General features: G+C 69.6%; 14 protein-coding genes and 1 riboswitch. Of the genes, 7 read left to right on the forward strand and 7 right to left on the reverse strand.

The features are described from left to right. Nucleotides 1–21: 21 nt before the first annotated feature. From ACZ3HQ_RS01930 to ACZ3HQ_RS01945, 4 genes are all read right to left on the reverse strand, one after another. Nucleotides 22–1,503, reverse strand: a complete 1,482-nt coding sequence (locus tag ACZ3HQ_RS01930; RefSeq protein ID WP_467507141.1) for a glycoside hydrolase family 3 protein — start codon at nucleotides 1,501–1,503, stop codon at nucleotides 22–24. A gap of 9 nt (nucleotides 1,504–1,512) precedes the next feature. Continuing rightward, complete coding sequence (locus ACZ3HQ_RS01935; RefSeq protein WP_467507143.1) at nucleotides 1,513–2,355, reverse strand: carbohydrate ABC transporter permease; 843 nt, start codon at nucleotides 2,353–2,355, stop codon at nucleotides 1,513–1,515. After that, nucleotides 2,352–3,341, reverse strand: coding sequence for a carbohydrate ABC transporter permease (locus ACZ3HQ_RS01940; protein WP_467507144.1), 990 nt, complete (start codon nucleotides 3,339–3,341; stop codon nucleotides 2,352–2,354). Before ACZ3HQ_RS01940 ends, ACZ3HQ_RS01935 begins: the two co-directional genes overlap by 4 nt. An 84-nt stretch (nucleotides 3,342–3,425) precedes the next feature. Beyond that, the gene (locus tag ACZ3HQ_RS01945) at nucleotides 3,426–4,694 is read right to left on the reverse strand and encodes an extracellular solute-binding protein (protein ID WP_467507146.1); all 1,269 of its coding nucleotides are present in this window, start codon (nucleotides 4,692–4,694) and stop codon (nucleotides 3,426–3,428) included. A gap of 332 nt (nucleotides 4,695–5,026) precedes the next feature. On the opposite strand from ACZ3HQ_RS01945, the gene ACZ3HQ_RS01950 reads away from it, so the two are divergent. From ACZ3HQ_RS01950 to ACZ3HQ_RS01975, 6 genes are all read left to right on the forward strand, one after another. Beyond that, on the forward strand, nucleotides 5,027–5,791 hold the full coding sequence (locus tag ACZ3HQ_RS01950; protein WP_030807463.1) for a GntR family transcriptional regulator: 765 nt from the start codon (nucleotides 5,027–5,029) through the stop codon (nucleotides 5,789–5,791). Nucleotides 5,792–5,924: 133 nt separating this feature from the next. Next, nucleotides 5,925–6,188, forward strand: a complete 264-nt coding sequence (locus ACZ3HQ_RS01955) for a DUF3311 domain-containing protein (RefSeq protein ID WP_467507148.1) — start codon at nucleotides 5,925–5,927, stop codon at nucleotides 6,186–6,188. After that, entirely contained in the window at nucleotides 6,185–7,795 is a 1,611-nt protein-coding gene (mctP, locus tag ACZ3HQ_RS01960; protein WP_467507150.1) for a monocarboxylate uptake permease MctP, read from the forward strand. The genes ACZ3HQ_RS01955 and mctP overlap by 4 nt, the downstream gene beginning before the upstream one ends. An 81-nt stretch (nucleotides 7,796–7,876) precedes the next feature. Then, nucleotides 7,877–8,383, forward strand: coding sequence for a GNAT family N-acetyltransferase (locus ACZ3HQ_RS01965; protein WP_467507152.1), 507 nt, complete (start codon nucleotides 7,877–7,879; stop codon nucleotides 8,381–8,383). Nucleotides 8,384–8,446: 63 nt separating this feature from the next. Then, a riboswitch (cobalamin riboswitch) is annotated at nucleotides 8,447–8,572 on the forward strand. Between the two features lie 126 nt (nucleotides 8,573–8,698). Beyond that, nucleotides 8,699–11,080 carry a ribonucleoside-diphosphate reductase subunit alpha gene (locus tag ACZ3HQ_RS01970; protein WP_467507153.1) on the forward strand — a complete coding sequence of 794 codons (2,382 nt, stop codon included), beginning with the start codon at nucleotides 8,699–8,701 and terminating at the stop codon, nucleotides 11,078–11,080. After that, nucleotides 11,080–12,087: a ribonucleotide-diphosphate reductase subunit beta gene (locus ACZ3HQ_RS01975; protein ID WP_467507155.1), complete on the forward strand. Its 1,008-nt coding sequence runs from the start codon at nucleotides 11,080–11,082 to the stop codon at nucleotides 12,085–12,087. The genes ACZ3HQ_RS01970 and ACZ3HQ_RS01975 overlap by 1 nt, the downstream gene beginning before the upstream one ends. Here the strand turns inward: ACZ3HQ_RS01975 and ACZ3HQ_RS01980 are convergent. Then, nucleotides 12,000–12,257, reverse strand: coding sequence for a hypothetical protein (locus ACZ3HQ_RS01980; RefSeq protein ID WP_467507156.1), 258 nt, complete (start codon nucleotides 12,255–12,257; stop codon nucleotides 12,000–12,002). The two genes, ACZ3HQ_RS01975 and ACZ3HQ_RS01980, sit on opposite strands and share 88 nt — an antisense overlap. Before the next feature lie 92 nt (nucleotides 12,258–12,349). On the opposite strand from ACZ3HQ_RS01980, the gene ACZ3HQ_RS01985 reads away from it, so the two are divergent. Then, the gene (locus ACZ3HQ_RS01985; protein WP_467507158.1) at nucleotides 12,350–13,312 is read left to right on the forward strand and encodes a GlxA family transcriptional regulator; all 963 of its coding nucleotides are present in this window, start codon (nucleotides 12,350–12,352) and stop codon (nucleotides 13,310–13,312) included. 28 nt (nucleotides 13,313–13,340) lie between these two features. Here ACZ3HQ_RS01985 and ACZ3HQ_RS01990 read toward each other — a convergent pair whose 3' ends face one another. Continuing rightward, nucleotides 13,341–14,711 carry a bifunctional albaflavenone monooxygenase/terpene synthase gene (locus tag ACZ3HQ_RS01990; RefSeq protein ID WP_467507160.1) on the reverse strand — a complete coding sequence of 457 codons (1,371 nt, stop codon included), beginning with the start codon at nucleotides 14,709–14,711 and terminating at the stop codon, nucleotides 13,341–13,343. Then, nucleotides 14,708–15,790 (reverse strand): epi-isozizaene synthase, encoded by a 1,083-nt coding sequence (gene cyc1, locus ACZ3HQ_RS01995; RefSeq protein WP_467507161.1) that lies wholly within the window; start codon nucleotides 15,788–15,790, stop codon nucleotides 14,708–14,710. Before cyc1 ends, ACZ3HQ_RS01990 begins: the two co-directional genes overlap by 4 nt. Nucleotides 15,791–15,826: the final 36 nt, after the last annotated feature.

Genomic DNA, 15,826 nt, shown 5'->3' on the forward strand with positions numbered 1-15,826 from the left:
CCACGGGGACCGGGGGCGGGCTCACACCCCCGCGACGACCTCCGCCGCCGCACGGCCGCAGACCCGGGCCGCGCCATGGGTGGCGAGGTGGAGGTGCCCGCGGGGCGGGGACTGGGGGACGCCCATCTCGACGACCACGGTGTCCGGGCGGGCGGTCAGGAGCGTGGTGAGGGCCTTGGCCATCCAGGGGTGCCGGTGTTCGTCCCGGACCACCGCGACCAGCCGGCGCTCCCCCGCCGCCGCGAGGGCGTCGGAGCCGGCCGAGTCGCCGGTGAAGCTTCCCGTCAGTGTGCCCGGCAGCAGCTCGGACAGCTCGGCGGCGACGCCCCAGGGGGTCTCGCTGCCCACCGCGATGTTGGCGACCGGGGTGAAGGCGGCGACGTAGGGCGCATCGGTGAGCGGGGTGAAGGACTCGCCGCCGGTCACCGTCAGGGCCCGGCGGGCGGCGCGCAGCCCGGCCTCGGGGTCGGGGGCGGTGTCCTTGGTGGTGCCGTTCGCCGTCCAGGCGGCCAGTTCGCGCATCCGGCGGGCCGCGTCCGCGAGGCGCTCCTCGGGGAGTTCACCGGAGCGCACGGCGGCCACCAGGGCGTCGCGCAGCCGTCGTACCGTCTCGTCGTCGGCGAGGCCGCCGCCCACGCAGATCGCGTCGGCGCCGGCCGCGACGGCGAGGACGCTGCCGTGCTCGATGCCGTAGGTGCCGGAGACGGCGCGCATCTCCATGCCGTCGGTGACGATCAGTCCCTGGTAGCCGAGTTCGCCGCGCAGCAGGTCGGTGAGGACCGGCCGGGAGAGGGTCGCGGGGCGTTCCGGGTCCAGCGCGGGGACCAGGATGTGGGCGCTCATCACCGCGCGGGTGCCCGCCGCGAGCGCGGCCCGGAAGGGCGCGAGTTCGCGGTCCTGGAGCACCTCGGCGGCCACGTCGATGCGGGGCAGCGCGTGGTGGGAGTCGACCGCGGTGTCCCCGTGGCCCGGGAAGTGCTTGGTGCAGGCCGCGACCCCGGCGGACTGGAGGCCGGTGACATAGGCGGCGGTGTGCCGGGCGACCAGGTCGGTGTCGGCGCCGAAGGAGCGGACGCCGATGACCGGGTTGTCGGGGTTGGAGTTGACGTCGGCCGAGGGCGCCCAGTTGAGGTGCACCCCGCAGGCGGCGAGCCGGCGGCCGAGTTCCCGGGCGACCGCGTGGGTCAGCTCCACGTCGTCCACCGCGCCGAGGGCGTGGTTGCCGGGGAAGGAGGAGCCGGTACGGGCCTCCAGGCGGGTGACGTCCCCGCCCTCCTCGTCGATGGCCACCAGCACGTCGGGGCGCTCGGCGCGCAACTGGGCGGTGAGCGCCGCCAGTTGCCCGGGCGAGACGATGTTGCGGCCGAACAGGCCGACCGAGGCGAGGCCCTCGCCGAGCCGGCGCAGCAGCCAGTCGGGGGCGGTGGTGCCGGTGAAACCGGGCTGGAGGACGGTGAGCGCGTCACGCGTCAGGGTGTCCGTACCGCGGGCGATTGTGGTCATCGGGTGGCGTTATCCCTTCACGGCGCCCGCGGTCAGCCCCGCGGCCATCTTGCGCTGGACGAGGAGGAACAGCACGACGATCGGCACCGCCATCATGGTGGCGCCGGCCATCATCGGGGCGTACTCGGTGCCGTGCTGGGTGGTGAAGTTGCCGAGCCAGACGGTGGCCGTCTGGTTCTCCTGGCTGAGCAGCATCAGGGCGTAGAGGTACTCGTTCCACGCCTGGATGAAGCCGTAGACGGAGGTGGCGACCATGCCGGGGGCGAGCAGCGGGAAGACCACGCGGACGAAGGCGCCGGTGCGGGAGCAGCCGTCGACCATGGCCGCCTCCTCCAGCTCGCGCGGGATGTTGACGATGAAGCCGCGCAGGGTCCACACCGTGAACGGCAGGATGAAGGTCAGATAGGTGATGATCAGGCCGGTGAGCTTGTCGTACTGATGCAGGTCGTTCAGCAGCAGGAAGACCGGGATGATCATGGCGACGAGCGGCACCATCTGCACCGCGAGGATGCCGACGATCACGATCTTGCGGCCCCGGAAGGCGAACCGGGAGATGGCGAGCGCGGCGAGCATGCCGACGACGACGCCGATGAGGACCACGGACAGCGAGACGACCAGGCTGCGGCCGACCGGTCCCCAGAAGTCGGCGATGTCGAAGGCCCGGCTGAAGTTGTCCAGGGTGAACCCGGTGGGCAGCAGGCTCGGGTCGGGGTCGATGGCGTCCTTGGCCGGCTTGACCGCGGTGTCGAGCATCCAGTAGACGGGGAAGCCCGCGGTGGCGAAGACGAGGAGGCCGAGGATGTTCCAGCCGGCCTTGGAGGTCCGGCGGGCGGGCGAAGCCGTGCTGGTCACTCGACCTCTCCGATCTTGAGCATCTGGCGCATGTAGACGGCGACGACGCCGAGCAGCAGCACCACGGTGATGAGGGCGATGGCGGAGCCCTGGGCGTAGTCGTTGACCACGAAGGCGCGGTCGTAGGAGTAGGTGGTCAGGAGCTGGAACTGGGCCTCGGGGTGGCCGTTGCGCATCACGAAGACCTGGGGGAAGACACCCATGTCCCAGATGACCGAGAGGGTCGTCAGCATGACGATCACCGGCTTGAGCACCGGCAGGGTGACGTACCGGAAGACGCCCCAGGAGCCCGCGCCGTCCAGCCGGGCGGCCTCCTCCAGCTCGGCGGGGACCTGGGTGAGTCCCGCGCTGAGGGTGATGACCACGAAGGGCACCGCGCCCCAGACCACCAGCAGCATGATCACCGCCAGGCCCTCGGGACCGCTGGCGAACCAGTTGTGGCCGATCAGGTCGACGCCCGGCAGCTTGCTGACGAGGGCGTTGAGGATGCCGTAGTCGGCGTCGAAGAGCCACTTGAAGACGGTGGTGGCGACGATGACGGGCATGCCCCAGCTCGCCACCAGCGCGATGTTGACGAGCGTCTTCACCCAGCCGGAGACCCGCTGGAGCAGCAGGGCGATCAGCATGCCGAGGACCATCGTGAAGACGACGGCGCCGACGGTGAAGCCGATGGTGCGCAGCACGACCTGCCAGAAGTCGCCGTCGCTCAGCACCTTGGAGAAGTTGGCGAAGCCGGCGGACTCGGGCTCCTGGAAGCCCCAGAGCTGGGACTGGCCGAACTTCTGGAACGACAGGGTGACCAGCCGGACCAGGGGGTAGCCCATGACCCCGGCGAGGATCAGCAGACAGGGCGCGAGGAGCAGCCAGGGAGTGGCAGCGCCGCCCTTGGCGGAGGCCGGGCGGCGGGGCCGGGGCGGCGGCTGGGGCGGGGGCGCCTGCCGCTGCGGCGGCACCTTTGCAGGCGTGGTCGTGTCTGCGGCACTCATCGCGCTCCTCGGCGATCCCGTAAAACCTGTGCGAGCGGTACGGCGGGCGCCGCGCGGGCCCGAAGCCCGCGCGGCGCACCGGGGTCACTTGGTGTTGATGACCTTGTCGATCGCGGCGTCCGCCTCCTTGGCGGCGTCCTGGACCGACTTCTTGCCGGTGCCGATCTGCTGGAGCATGGTCTGGAGGACCTGCGCCTTCTCGACCTGGCCCCAGCCCGGCGCCATCGGCACGAACCAGTTGGACTCGGCCGCGGTGGCCGGCACGGCGGTCGCCGGGTCGTTCTTCAGGGTGGCGAGGTCGGTCTTGTTGTTGGGCAGGTTGCCCTTGGCGATCAGACCCTTCTGGCCCGAGGGACCGGTGAAGGCGTTGATCCACTCGGCGGCGATCTCCTGGTTGTGCGACTTCACCGGCACGGCGAGGTCCGAACCGCCCAGGAACACCGGCATGTTCTTGCCGGACGGACCCGGCATCACGAAGTTCTCGAGGTTGTCCTTGAGCTTGCCGGTCTTGTCGTTCTTCGGGTCGGCGGAGGTCGCGCCCTCCCAGGCCGCGGCGAAGATCATGGCCGACTTGCCCTGGCCGTAGACGAGGTAACGGTCGGACTCGTCCTTGGTCTTGTCCCCGTGCATGTACTTGTCGAGCACCTGCTTGTACGCGGTGAGGCCCTTGACCGACTCCGGGGAGGAGAGGGTCGCCTTCCACTGGCCGCCCTGCTCCTTGGCGATGGCGCCGCCCGCGTCGTAGACGAAGGACATGCCGGCGTACCAGTCACGGGTGGGCTGGTACCAGGCGTTGAACTTGTTCCCCTCCTTCTTCTGGATCTTGTCCAGCACGGAGGTCAGCTCGGCGTAGGTCTTCGGCGGGGTCTTGACGCCGACCGAAGCGGCCACGTCCTTGCGCCAGTTGGCGACGCGGCCACCGGCGTAGTACGGCACGCCGTAGGTCTTGCCGTCGTAGGTGACCGAGGCCTTCAGGCCGTCGAGCCAGGCGGCCGAGTTCTCGAACTTGCCGGGCTCCAGGGGGGCGAAGGCGCCCTTGACCATGTAGCCGAGCATCTCGGTGTTGCCCATCTCGACCACGTCGGGGGCCTTGTCGGTGGCGAGGACGGCGTCCAGCTTGGTGTTCTTGTCCGGCCAGCCGTAGTACTCGTGCTTGATCTTCAGGCCCGGGTGCTTCTTCACTACGGCGGCGTCGGCGGCCTCGACCAGGTTCGGCCAGTTGTTCTGCGCGTCGACGGTGAGCCAGACGGTCAGCGTGTCACTGTCGCCCCCCTTGCCGTCGTCGCTGCCGCACGCGGCGATGGAGACGATCATGCCCGCGACGCCGATCGCGGCTATCAGTCTGCGCTTCACGCCATCCTCCTCAGGGATGCCCACAACCCCCCTGCCTCCCCGCGGTGTCACACTCGCGCGTCGTACCGCCCTCGGAGCCGGGACTGGACCAATGGTGTAGACCAGCAGGGGGAGCTTGGCCCAGACCAAAAGGGCTGTCAAGGGTGTTCAGGTGGGCTTAGGGCGTCCGTGACGCGACCGAGATATGCAGGGAACTTTCATTGCGCAACCGACAGATCGGACGGACCAGTTCCGGTGGACCACTGGCCCGCTCCACCGGGGTGGACTAGACCAACCGGGGGTGCGGCGGTATACAGGGAGATCACGGATGATCCGGAGCCGGGAAGGCAGCCATGAGCACCGACGTCAGCAGGGCGGAGAACGAGGCCGGCGCGACCGTCCGTACCGCGCGCGTGCCGAAGTACTACCGTCTGAAGAAGCATCTCCAGGAGATGACGGAGACGCTTCCGCCGGGCACGCCGGTACCGCCCGAGCGCACGCTGGCCGCCGAGTTCGACACCTCCCGCACCACCGTCCGCCAGGCCCTCCAGGAGCTGGTGGTCGAGGGACGGCTGGAGCGCATCCAGGGCAAGGGCACCTTCGTCGCCAAGCCCAAGGTCGCCCAGGCGCTCCAACTCACCTCCTACACCGAGGACATGCGGGCCCAGGGGCTCGAACCCACCTCGCAACTGCTGGACATCGGCTACATCACGGCCGACGACCGGCTGGCGGGGCTGCTGGACATAAGCGCCGGGGGCCGGGTGCTGCGCATCGAGCGGCTGCGCATGGCCAACGCCGAGCCGATGGCCATAGAGACCACCCACCTCTCGGCCAAGCGCTTTCCCGCGCTGCGCCGTTCGCTGGTGAAGTACACCTCGCTGTACACCGCGCTCGCCGAGGTCTACGACGTCCACCTGGCCGAGGCCGAGGAGACCATCGAGACCTCGCTGGCCACCCCGCGCGAGGCGAGCCTGCTCGGCACCGACGTGGGCCTGCCGATGCTGCTGCTGTCCCGGCACTCGGTGGACCGCGAGGGCCGCCCGGTGGAGTGGGTGCGCTCGGTGTACCGGGGCGACCGGTACAAGTTCGTGGCCCGCCTGAGGCGTCCGCAGGACTGAGCGGTTCCGCTTCCACCGCCTCACCAGCTCACATAGCCATATCGATACCCGGACGAGGGCTTCCGCTCCGCCGTGCCGTCACCTAGATTGCGTGCGCATTACGCAGTGATCAACGAGGGGACGGAGCCGAGGCATGCCCGAAGATTCTGAAGTGAGGCAACCGGTGGTGACACCGGTCCGGGTGGTCATCGGGCTGTGCCTCGTGGCGCCGTTCGTGGCGATGCTGTGGGTGGGGTCGTTCTCCAAGGTGGACCCGACGTTCATCGGCATCCCGTTCTTCTACTGGTACCAGATGCTGTGGGTGCTGGTCTCCACCTCGCTCACCATGACCGCGTACCAGCTCTGGCAGCGCGACCAGCGCTCCCGCAAGACCCGGAGCGGGGGTGTCTCCCAGTGAAGGACGGCGTCAACGGCGTGGCGCTCGGCGTCTTCGTCTTCTTCTTCCTCGCGGTCACGGTCCTGGGCTTCCTCGCCTCGCGCTGGCGCAAGGCCGAGAACGAGCACTCGCTGGACGAATGGGGCCTGGGCGGCCGGTCGTTCGGCACCTGGATCACCTGGTTCCTGCTCGGCGGCGACCTGTACACGGCGTACACCTTCGTCGCGGTGCCGGCGGCGATCTACGCGGCCGGCGCGGCCGGGTTCTTCGCGGTGCCGTACACGATCCTGGTGTACCCGCTGATCTTCACCTTCCTGCCCCGGCTGTGGTCGGTCTCGCACCGGCACGGGTACGTCACCACCTCCGACTTCGTGCGCGGACGGTTCGGGTCCAAGGGGCTCTCGCTGGCGGTGGCAGTCACCGGCATCCTGGCGACCATGCCGTACATCGCGCTCCAACTGGTCGGCATCCAGGCGGTGCTGGACGTGATGGGCGTGGGCGGCGGTGAGGACACCAACTGGTTCGTGAAGGACCTGCCGCTGCTGATCGCGTTCGGCGTGCTGGCGGCGTACACGTACTCCTCCGGCCTGCGCGCCCCGGCGATGATCGCGTTCGTGAAGGACACGCTGATCTACATCGTCATCGCGGTGGCGATCATCTACATCCCGATCAAGCTGGGCGGCTTCGACGAGATCTTCGCCAAGGCGGGCGAGAAGTACACGGCCGCCGGCGCGGGCGGACTCGTCCCGGCCCCGGCCGGGCAGTGGACGTACGCCACGCTGGCGCTGGGATCGGCGCTCGCCCTCTTCATGTACCCGCACTCGATCACCGCGACGCTCTCCTCCAAGAGCCGCGAGGTCATCCGGCGCAACACCACGATCCTGCCGCTGTACTCCCTGATGCTCGGCCTGCTGGCCCTGCTGGGCTTCATGGCGATCGCGGCCGGGGTGAAGGTCACCAACGGGCAGCTCGCCATCCCGCAGTTGTTCGAGGACATGTTCCCGGACTGGTTCGCGGGCGTGGCCTTCGCGGCGATCGGGATCGGCGCCCTCGTCCCGGCGGCCATCATGTCGATCGCGGCCGCGAACCTGTTCACCCGCAACATCTACAAGGACTTCATCAAGCCCGACGCGACGCCCGAGCAGGAGACCAAGGTCTCCAAGCTGGTCTCGCTGCTGGTGAAGGTGGGCGCGCTGGTCTTCGTCCTCACCATGGACAAGACCGTGGCCATCAACTTCCAGCTCCTGGGCGGCATCTGGATTCTCCAGACCTTCCCGGCCCTGGTCGGCGGCCTGTTCACCCGCTGGTTCCACCGCTGGGCCCTGCTGGCCGGCTGGGCGGTCGGCATGCTCTACGGCACCCTCGCCGCCTACGGGGTCGCCTCCCCCACCCAGAAGCACTTCGGCGGCTCCGCCAAGGAGATCCCCGGCATCGGTGAGATCGGCTACATCGGCCTGACGGCCTTCGTCCTGAACGTCGTCGTCACCGTGATCCTCACCTTCGCCCTCAGGGCTCTGAAGGCCCCCGACGGCATCGACGAGACCTCCCCCGCCGACTACACCGCCGACGCGGGCGACCCCGGCGTGGAGGTCGAACTCCCCCCGGCGACGGCGGGCACCAGCCACTAGCAGTCCCCGCCCTCCGGCCACGGGCCGCCGTCACGCGAAAAGCGACGGCGGCCCGTCGCGTTGTCGTCCACACTGCCGGGCATGGACCTCGTCATCAGACCCGCCTACCGGGCCGAGTACACCGCCCTGGGTGAGATCACCGCGCAGGCGTATCTCGGGGACGGCCTGCTGGACTTCGGCGAGAGCGACGCGTACCTGGGCGAGCTGCGGGACGTGGCCCGGCGGGCGGCGCGGGCGGAGGTGCTGGTCGCCGTGCGCGGAAGTGTCCTGCTGGGCGGGGTCACCTTCGTCCCCGCCGGCGGCCCCCTGGCCGACATCGCGGAACCCGGCGAGGCCGAGATCCGGATGCTCGCGGTCGCGCGGGCCGGCCGGGGGCAGGGAGCCGGGGAGGCCCTCGTACGGAGCTGTGCGGACCGGGCACGGACCCTGGCGGGCTGCCACAGCCTCGTCCTGTCCACCCAGCCCGCGATGCACGCCGCCCACCGCCTCTACGAACGCCTCGGTTTCCACCGCACCCCGGCCCGCGACTGGAACCCGCTGCCGGGCGTCCTGGACCTCGGCCTGCTCACCTACGAGTTGACCCTCTGAAGCCACCGCGACACACAACAGACACAACATCTGGGGGTGACGTGACAGGGCGGCACTAGATGTATGCTCGTGCTCGCTGTCGTCGCAGGGGAATCCGGTGCGAATCCGGAACTGTCCCGCAACGGTGTACTCGCGTGCTTCGTGCATGCCAGCGTCAGTCCGAGGACCTGCCGACAGCGCGCGCCCGGCCGTCCGGTCCGGGTGCCCGAAGACGTCCGGGCCTCGTGGAGTGGGCCGGTGGACGCGACGCCGTGTGCGCTCGTGCCCCCTCATACCCTCCGCCTGGCCCCCGTGCCCAGCGAGGGAGAGCCCCACGTGACCATCGCGCCTGCCGATCCGGCTTCAGCCACCCCGGCGACCGAGGCCCCTGTGGAGAACGACGGCCCCGGCGCCGCGCTGCTGCGGACCCTGACCGAGCTGACCGCCGACCTCCCCGACGCGGACCCCGGCCGGGTCGCGGCCGCCGCGCTGCGCGGCCGGTCGGCGCGCGCCGACGAGGCGGAGCTGCGCGAGCTGGCCACCGAGGCCGCCGCCGGTCTGATCTCGGAGGACCCCGCCTACTCCCGGCTGGCCGCCCGGCTCCTCACGCTCTCCATCCGCGCCGAGGCCGCCTCGCAGGGCGTGACCCGCTTCACCGAGTCGGTGACCGTGGGCCACCGCGAGGGCCTGGTCGCCGACCGCACCGCCGACTTCGTGACGCTGCACGCCGCCCGTCTCGACGCCCTGATCGACACCGGCGCCGACGACCGGTTCGGCTACTTCGGCCTGCGCACCCTGTACAGCCGCTACCTGCTGCGCCACCCCCTCACCCGCAAGGTGATCGAGACCCCCCAGCACTTCATGCTGCGCGTGGCGAGCGGCCTGGCGGAGAACGACAGCGCCCCCGCCGTGGACGAGGTCGCCGCCCTGTACGGCCTGATGAGCCGCCTGGACTACCTGCCGTCCTCCCCCACCCTGTTCAACTCCGGTACGCGGCACCCCCAGATGTCGTCCTGCTACCTGCTGGACTCCCCGCTGGACGAGCTGGACTCGATCTACGACCGCTACCACCAGGTCGCCCGCCTCTCCAAGCACGCCGGCGGCATCGGCCTGTCGTACTCCCGCATCCGCAGCCGGGGTTCGCTGATCCGGGGCACCAACGGCCACTCCAACGGCATCGTGCCGTTCCTGAAGACGCTGGACGCCTCGGTGGCCGCGGTGAACCAGGGCGGGCGGCGCAAGGGCGCGGCGGCGGTGTACCTGGAGACCTGGCACTCCGACATCGAGGAGTTCCTGGAGCTGCGCGACAACACCGGTGAGGACGCGCGCCGTACGCACAACCTGAACCTCGCGCACTGGATTCCGGACGAGTTCATGCGCCGGGTCAACGCCGACGAGCCCTGGTCGCTCTTCTCCCCGGCGGACGTGCCCGACCTGGTCGACCTGTGGGGCCCGGAGTTCGACGCGGCCTACCGCAAGGCCGAGGAGGCGGGCCTGGCGAAGAAGACCATGCCGGCCCGCGAGCTGTACGGCCGCATGATGCGCACCCTCGCGCAGACCGGCAACGGCTGGATGACCTTCAAGGACGCCGCCAACCGCACCGCCAACCAGACGGCGCTGCCGGGCAACGTGGTCCACTCCTCCAACCTGTGCACGGAGATCCTTGAGGTCACCGACGACGGCGAGACCGCGGTCTGCAACCTCGGCTCGGTGAACCTGGGCGCCTTCGTGGCCGACGGCGACATCGACTGGGAGCGGCTGGACGAGACCGTCCGCACCGCCGTGACCTTCCTCGACCGGGTCGTGGACATCAACTTCTACCCGACCGAGCAGGCGGGCCGCTCCAACGCCAAGTGGCGCCCGGTGGGCCTGGGCGCGATGGGCCTCCAGGACGTCTTCTTCAAGCTGCGCATCCCCTTCGACTCCCCCGAGGCGAAGGCGCTCTCCACGAGGATCGCCGAGCGCATCATGCTGGCCTCCTACGAGGCGTCCGCCGACCTCGCCGAGCGCAACGGCCCGCTCCCCGCCTGGGAGCAGACCCGTACCGCCCGGGGCGTGCTGCACCCCGACCACTACGGTGTCGAGCTGACCTGGCCGGAGCGCTGGGCCGCGCTGCGCGCCCGGATCGCCGAGGTCGGCATGCGCAACTCGCTGCTGCTGGCCATCGCGCCGACGGCCACCATCGCCTCCATCGCGGGCGTGTACGAGTGCATCGAGCCGCAGGTGTCCAACCTGTTCAAGCGCGAGACGCTGTCGGGCGAGTTCCTCCAGGTCAACGCGTACCTGGTGCAGGAGCTGAAGAACCTCGGCGTGTGGGACGCCCGCACCCGTGAGGAGCTGCGCGAGGCCAACGGCTCGGTGCAGGGCTTCGCCTGGATTCCCGAGGACGTGCGCAAGCTGTACCGCACGGCGTGGGAGATCCCGCAGCGTGGCCTGATCGACATGGCCGCGGCCCGTACCCCGTTCCTCGACCAGGCGCAGTCGCTGAACCTGTTCCTGGAGACGCCGACCATCGGCAAGCTCTCCTCGATGTACTCCTACGCCTGGAAGTCGGGTCTGAAGACCACGTACTACCTGCGTTCGCGCCCGGCGACCCGGATCGCCCGTGCCGCGGGCCGCGCCCAGGAGACCAAGACCATCCCCGTCCAGCAGGCGGCCGACCCCGACGCCGTCGCCTGCTCCCTGGAAAACCCCGAGTCCTGCGAGGCCTGCCAGTAATGACCGACAAGAACCTTCTGGACCCCGGCTTCGAGCTGACGCTGCGTCCGATGCGCTACCCGGACTTCTACGAGCGCTACCGGGACGCGATCAAGAACACCTGGACCGTCGAGGAGGTCGACCTCCACTCGGACGTCGCCGACCTGGCGAAGCTCTCCCCCGAGGAGCAGCACCTGATCGGCCGCCTGGTGGCGTTCTTCGCCACGGGTGACTCGATCGTGGCGAACAACCTGGTGCTGACGCTGTACAAGCACATCAACTCCCCCGAGGCGCGGCTCTACCTGAGCCGGCAGCTCTTCGAGGAGGCCGTGCACGTCCAGTTCTATCTGACGCTGCTCGACACCTACCTGCCCGACCCGGAGGACCGCGCGGCCGCGTTCGACGCGGTGGAGAACATCCCCTCCATCCGCGAGAAGGCCGAGTTCTGCTTCAAGTGGATCGACTCGGTCGACAAGCTGGACCGGCTGGAGACCAAGGCGGACCGCCGCAAGTTCCTGCTGAACCTGATCTGCTTCGCCGCGTGCATCGAGGGCCTGTTCTTCTACGGCGCCTTCGCGTATGTCTACTGGTTCCGCAGCCGTGGCCTGCTGCACGGCCTGGCCACCGGCACCAACTGGGTGTTCCGCGACGAGACGATGCACATGTCGTTCGCCTTCGACGTGGTCGACACCGTGCGCAAGGAGGAGCCGGAGCTGTTCGACGAGCAGCTTGAGCAGCAGGTGAAGGACATGCTCCGGGAGGCCGTCGAGGCCGAGCTGCAGTTCGCGCGCGACCTGTGCGGTGACGGCCTGCCCGGCATGAACACCGAGTCGATGCGGCAGTACCTGGAGTGCGTCGCCGACCAGCGCCTCACGCGCCTGGGCTTCGCCCCGGTGTACGGCTCGGAGAACCCGTTCTCCTTCATGGAGCTGCAGGGTGTTCAGGAGCTGACGAACTTCTTCGAGCGCCGCCCGTCGGCGTACCAGGTCGCGGTGGAGGGCACCGTGGACCTGGACGAGGACTTCTGAGCCTCCTCTCGCTCCGAGCCTTGACGTCCGCGGTCCTTCTGGGCCTGCCCGAGCTGTCGGTCGACGCGCCGGTCGCGCACGATGCCGATCACCGAGGGCAGGACCAGGAGGACCAGGATGCCGAGAGTGGCGGCCATTCCGATGAGACCTTCGATCTGGTTTCCGTTCATGTCATCAGCCTCGCGCTGAACGCTCCTGTCCAACACTGGCAGGACTGCCGTGGGCCCTCGAATTCCTGCCAGCGCCGAGGCACACTGGCAGCATGCTGAAGAACGTGGTCGCGGTCCTGCTGGACGGGGTGCACCCCTTCGAGCTGGGGGTGGTGTGCGAGGTGTTCGGCATCGACCGCAGCGAGGACGGCCTCCCGGTGTACGACTTCGCCGTGGCCTCGGCGGAGGGCCCCACCCTGCGCACCCACTGCGGCTTCACCGTCTCCACCCCGCACGGTCTGGAGCGGCTGGAGGAGGCCGACCTGATCGCCGTCCCGGCCGGGGAGTCCTACACCTCCCGCGACTATCCCCCCGCCCTGCTGGACGCCCTGCGCCGGGCCGTGGCCCGCGGCGCGCGGGTGCTCAGCGTGTGCACGGGGGTGTTCGTGCTGGCCGAGGCCGGACTGCTGGACGGCCGCCGGTGCGCGGTGCACTGGCACAACGCCGAGGAGCTGAGCCGGCGCCACCCGAACGTCACGGTCGAGCCGGACGTGCTCTACATCGACGAGGACCCGGTGATCACCTCCGCCGGTACGGCGGCCGGTATCGACGCCTGCCTCCACCTGGTCCGCAAGGAGCAGGGCCCCGAGGTCGCCAACAAGATCGCCCGCCGGATGGTGGTGCCCCCGCACCGGGACGGCGGCCAGGCCCAGTACATCGAGCGCCCGCTGCCCAAGGGCCCCTGCGACACCGTGGGCGAGGTGCTGGTGTGGATGGAGGAGCACCTCGACGAGGAGGTCACCGTCGAACAGCTCGCCGCCCGCGCCCACATGTCGCCGCGCACCTTCGCCCGCCGCTTCCAGCAGGAGACCGGAACCACCCCGTACCGCTGGATTCTGCGCCAACGGGTGCTGCTGGCCCAGCGGTTGCTGGAGGGGACGGACGAGACGGTGGACTCGATCGCCTGGCGAGCCGGGTTCGGCAACGCGGCCGCGCTGCGCCACCAGTTCGTCCGGGCGATCGGCACCACCCCGAACGCCTACCGGCGTGCGTTCCGGGGCCCGCGGGCCGCCTGAACGCACGCCGGTCCGGGCGCGTGACGCCTCACCACTCCACGGGCTCGACCAGCAGCCGGTGCGGGCGCAGGGTGATGCCCACGCGGGTGCCGGCGTCCGAGTCCTCGACCTGACGGAACCGGTACTTCGCCGATATCGCCGCGACGATCAGGCTCAGTTGGGCCATCGAGAAGTGGTCGCTGGGGCACTTGCGGTTGCCGACGCTGAAGGGGCTCATGGCGTACTTCGGCACCTCCTCGGCCCGCTCCGGCAGCCACCGGTCGGGGTCGAAGTCGAGGTGGCGGGCGTAGGAGCGGGCGTCGCGCTGAATCGCGTAGGGACTGTAGATGATGTCCGCCCCGGCCGGAATGCGATAGTCACCGAGTGCGGTGTCGGTGAGCGCGCGGCGCGTCAATATCCATACGGCGGGCCGCAGTCGGAGGGCCTCTACGACGACATTGTTGGTGTGGCTCAGCTTGCGCACGTGCTCGAATCCGACCGGCGCCCCGCCGGTTACCGATTCAACTTCCGCGCGCACCTTCTCGGCGTGCTCGGGATGGTCCGCGAGGATCTGCAGGAGCCACATGATCGTGGAGGCGATTGTCTCGCTGCCGGGGGTGAGTATGGCGACGACCTGGTCGTGGATCTCCTGTTCACCGATGGGGTCGCCATTGTCGTCCTTCGCCTCCAGCAAAGCCGTCAGCAAATCGTCCGGCTTTTGACCGGATGCCCTCCGCTCGGTGATGATCTCGTCCACCAGCAGATGCAGATCGGCCAGTGCCCGGTTGAATTCGCGGTTGGACGGGAACGGCAGCCGGTACAGCGGTCCCAGCGGCAGCACCATGCGCCGGTACATGCCCCGGAAGACGGCGCCGAGGTCGGTGCTGAGCCGTTCCGCGCGCTCGTCCATGTACTGGCCGCGCAGCAGGCAGCGGGCCGCGACGCGCACCGCGACCCGGAAGGACTCGGAGGTGGCGTCGACGGGTACGCCGGGCCGCCAGCGCTCGGTGAGGGCGTGCGCCTCCTCCTCCATGATCGGCCCGTAGGCGGGGATCGCGGCGAGCCGGAACGCGGGCTGGATGGTGCGGCGCTGCCGCCGGTGCAGCGGGCCGTTGGCGGTGGCCACGCCCTGCTTGCCGAGCAGCCCCTCCAGCGACTCCCACACCGGTCCGTCGATCTTGTAGTCGGGGCTCAGCGCGAGTGCGCCGGTGAGCGCCGGCGCGGTGACGGCGTACACCGTCTTGGGGCCGAGCTTGAGGCGCACCACGTCGCCGTGGTCGCGCAGTTGGGACATGAACGCGAGCGGGTCGCGGGCCAGTTTCAGCCCGTGCCCGAGCACCGGGACGGCGCCCCCGGCGAGGGGCGGGTCCTTCAGTTCGGCCACTTCCCGCGTCTCGGGATTGACGGTTTCGACGGTCATTTCTCACCTGCCGCTTCGTTGTTGACGTACGGGGGCGTGGACCGGTCCTCCCAGGTGTCGACCATGTAGCGGCCGGACTCGTGGTGGAACCAGTAGACGGTGCTGAACCAGTTCCGCATATTGCCGACGCAGGTCCGTACGGCGGCGCTCAGTTCTTTTCCGCGCACGGTGCCGTCGTCGAGTTCTCCGGCGAACTCCAGCGCTTCGCGCTCGGCTTCGATGAATTCGGCGATGCAGTTCTCGATGCGCCGCCGGAGTTCTTCGACGGCTTCTTCGAGAGTGAGTCCGGAATGGGTGATGAGACTTATTCCGAGATTGTGCACCTCGTCGCCCGCTATCTCCTTCGGCAGCGAGCACAGGTCGTTGTACCAGGCGGCGAATTCCTGGCTCAGCAGGGCCGCGCGCCGAAAAGCCGGGTTCTTCCGTACCGCGTCCGGGAGCTGGCATCCGGCGCTCGGTTCCAGGAGATCGGTCCATATCCAGTGCGCAAAGGTGAGCCGCCGGAGCGCCAGGTACTCCTCGACACCGGGCACCCGGCCCGCGACCCGGTTGCCGAACTCCCGGTCGTACGCCTCGATCACCTCGTGGAAGTGCCGGGCGAACCGCTGGTTCCAGGTGGACGGCAGGAACGCGTAGAGCCGCAGCACGCTGTCCGCGAAAGCGGCCACCAGCGCGTCCTGGTGGCACAGATGGTCGCCGGGTGCGTCGAGCGCCGTATGGAGGCACTGCCGCAGCCGCCGCCAGTCCTCGGACCGGCCGTGCACGATGTCACGGTCGTGCCGGTCGTCCCAGACGAAGAACCACGCGCTGTAGTCGGCTATGGCCTGGAGGACCTCGTCGGGGGCGCCCAGGTAGTAGCCGGCCATCAGATCCGTGTAGCACAGGTTGTCTGCGTACTCGCGGACCTTGTCCGGGGACATCAGCCGTTTTTCCAGCAGCCACCGCCGGGTGTTCTCCTGGAGCCTCGGCCAATACGGGTGCAGCCGCCGGGGAAAAGCGTCCTCGATCACCGGGAGCGCGAGGGACGGTGGTACCGCGACCGCTGTCGCCGATGTGGTGCCGCGTGAGAAAGCATGCACGAACAGTCCCCTCTCGACCGCCAGGAGCACACGCCC

It is taken from the genome of Streptomyces sp. NPDC018263, assembly GCF_055562575.1.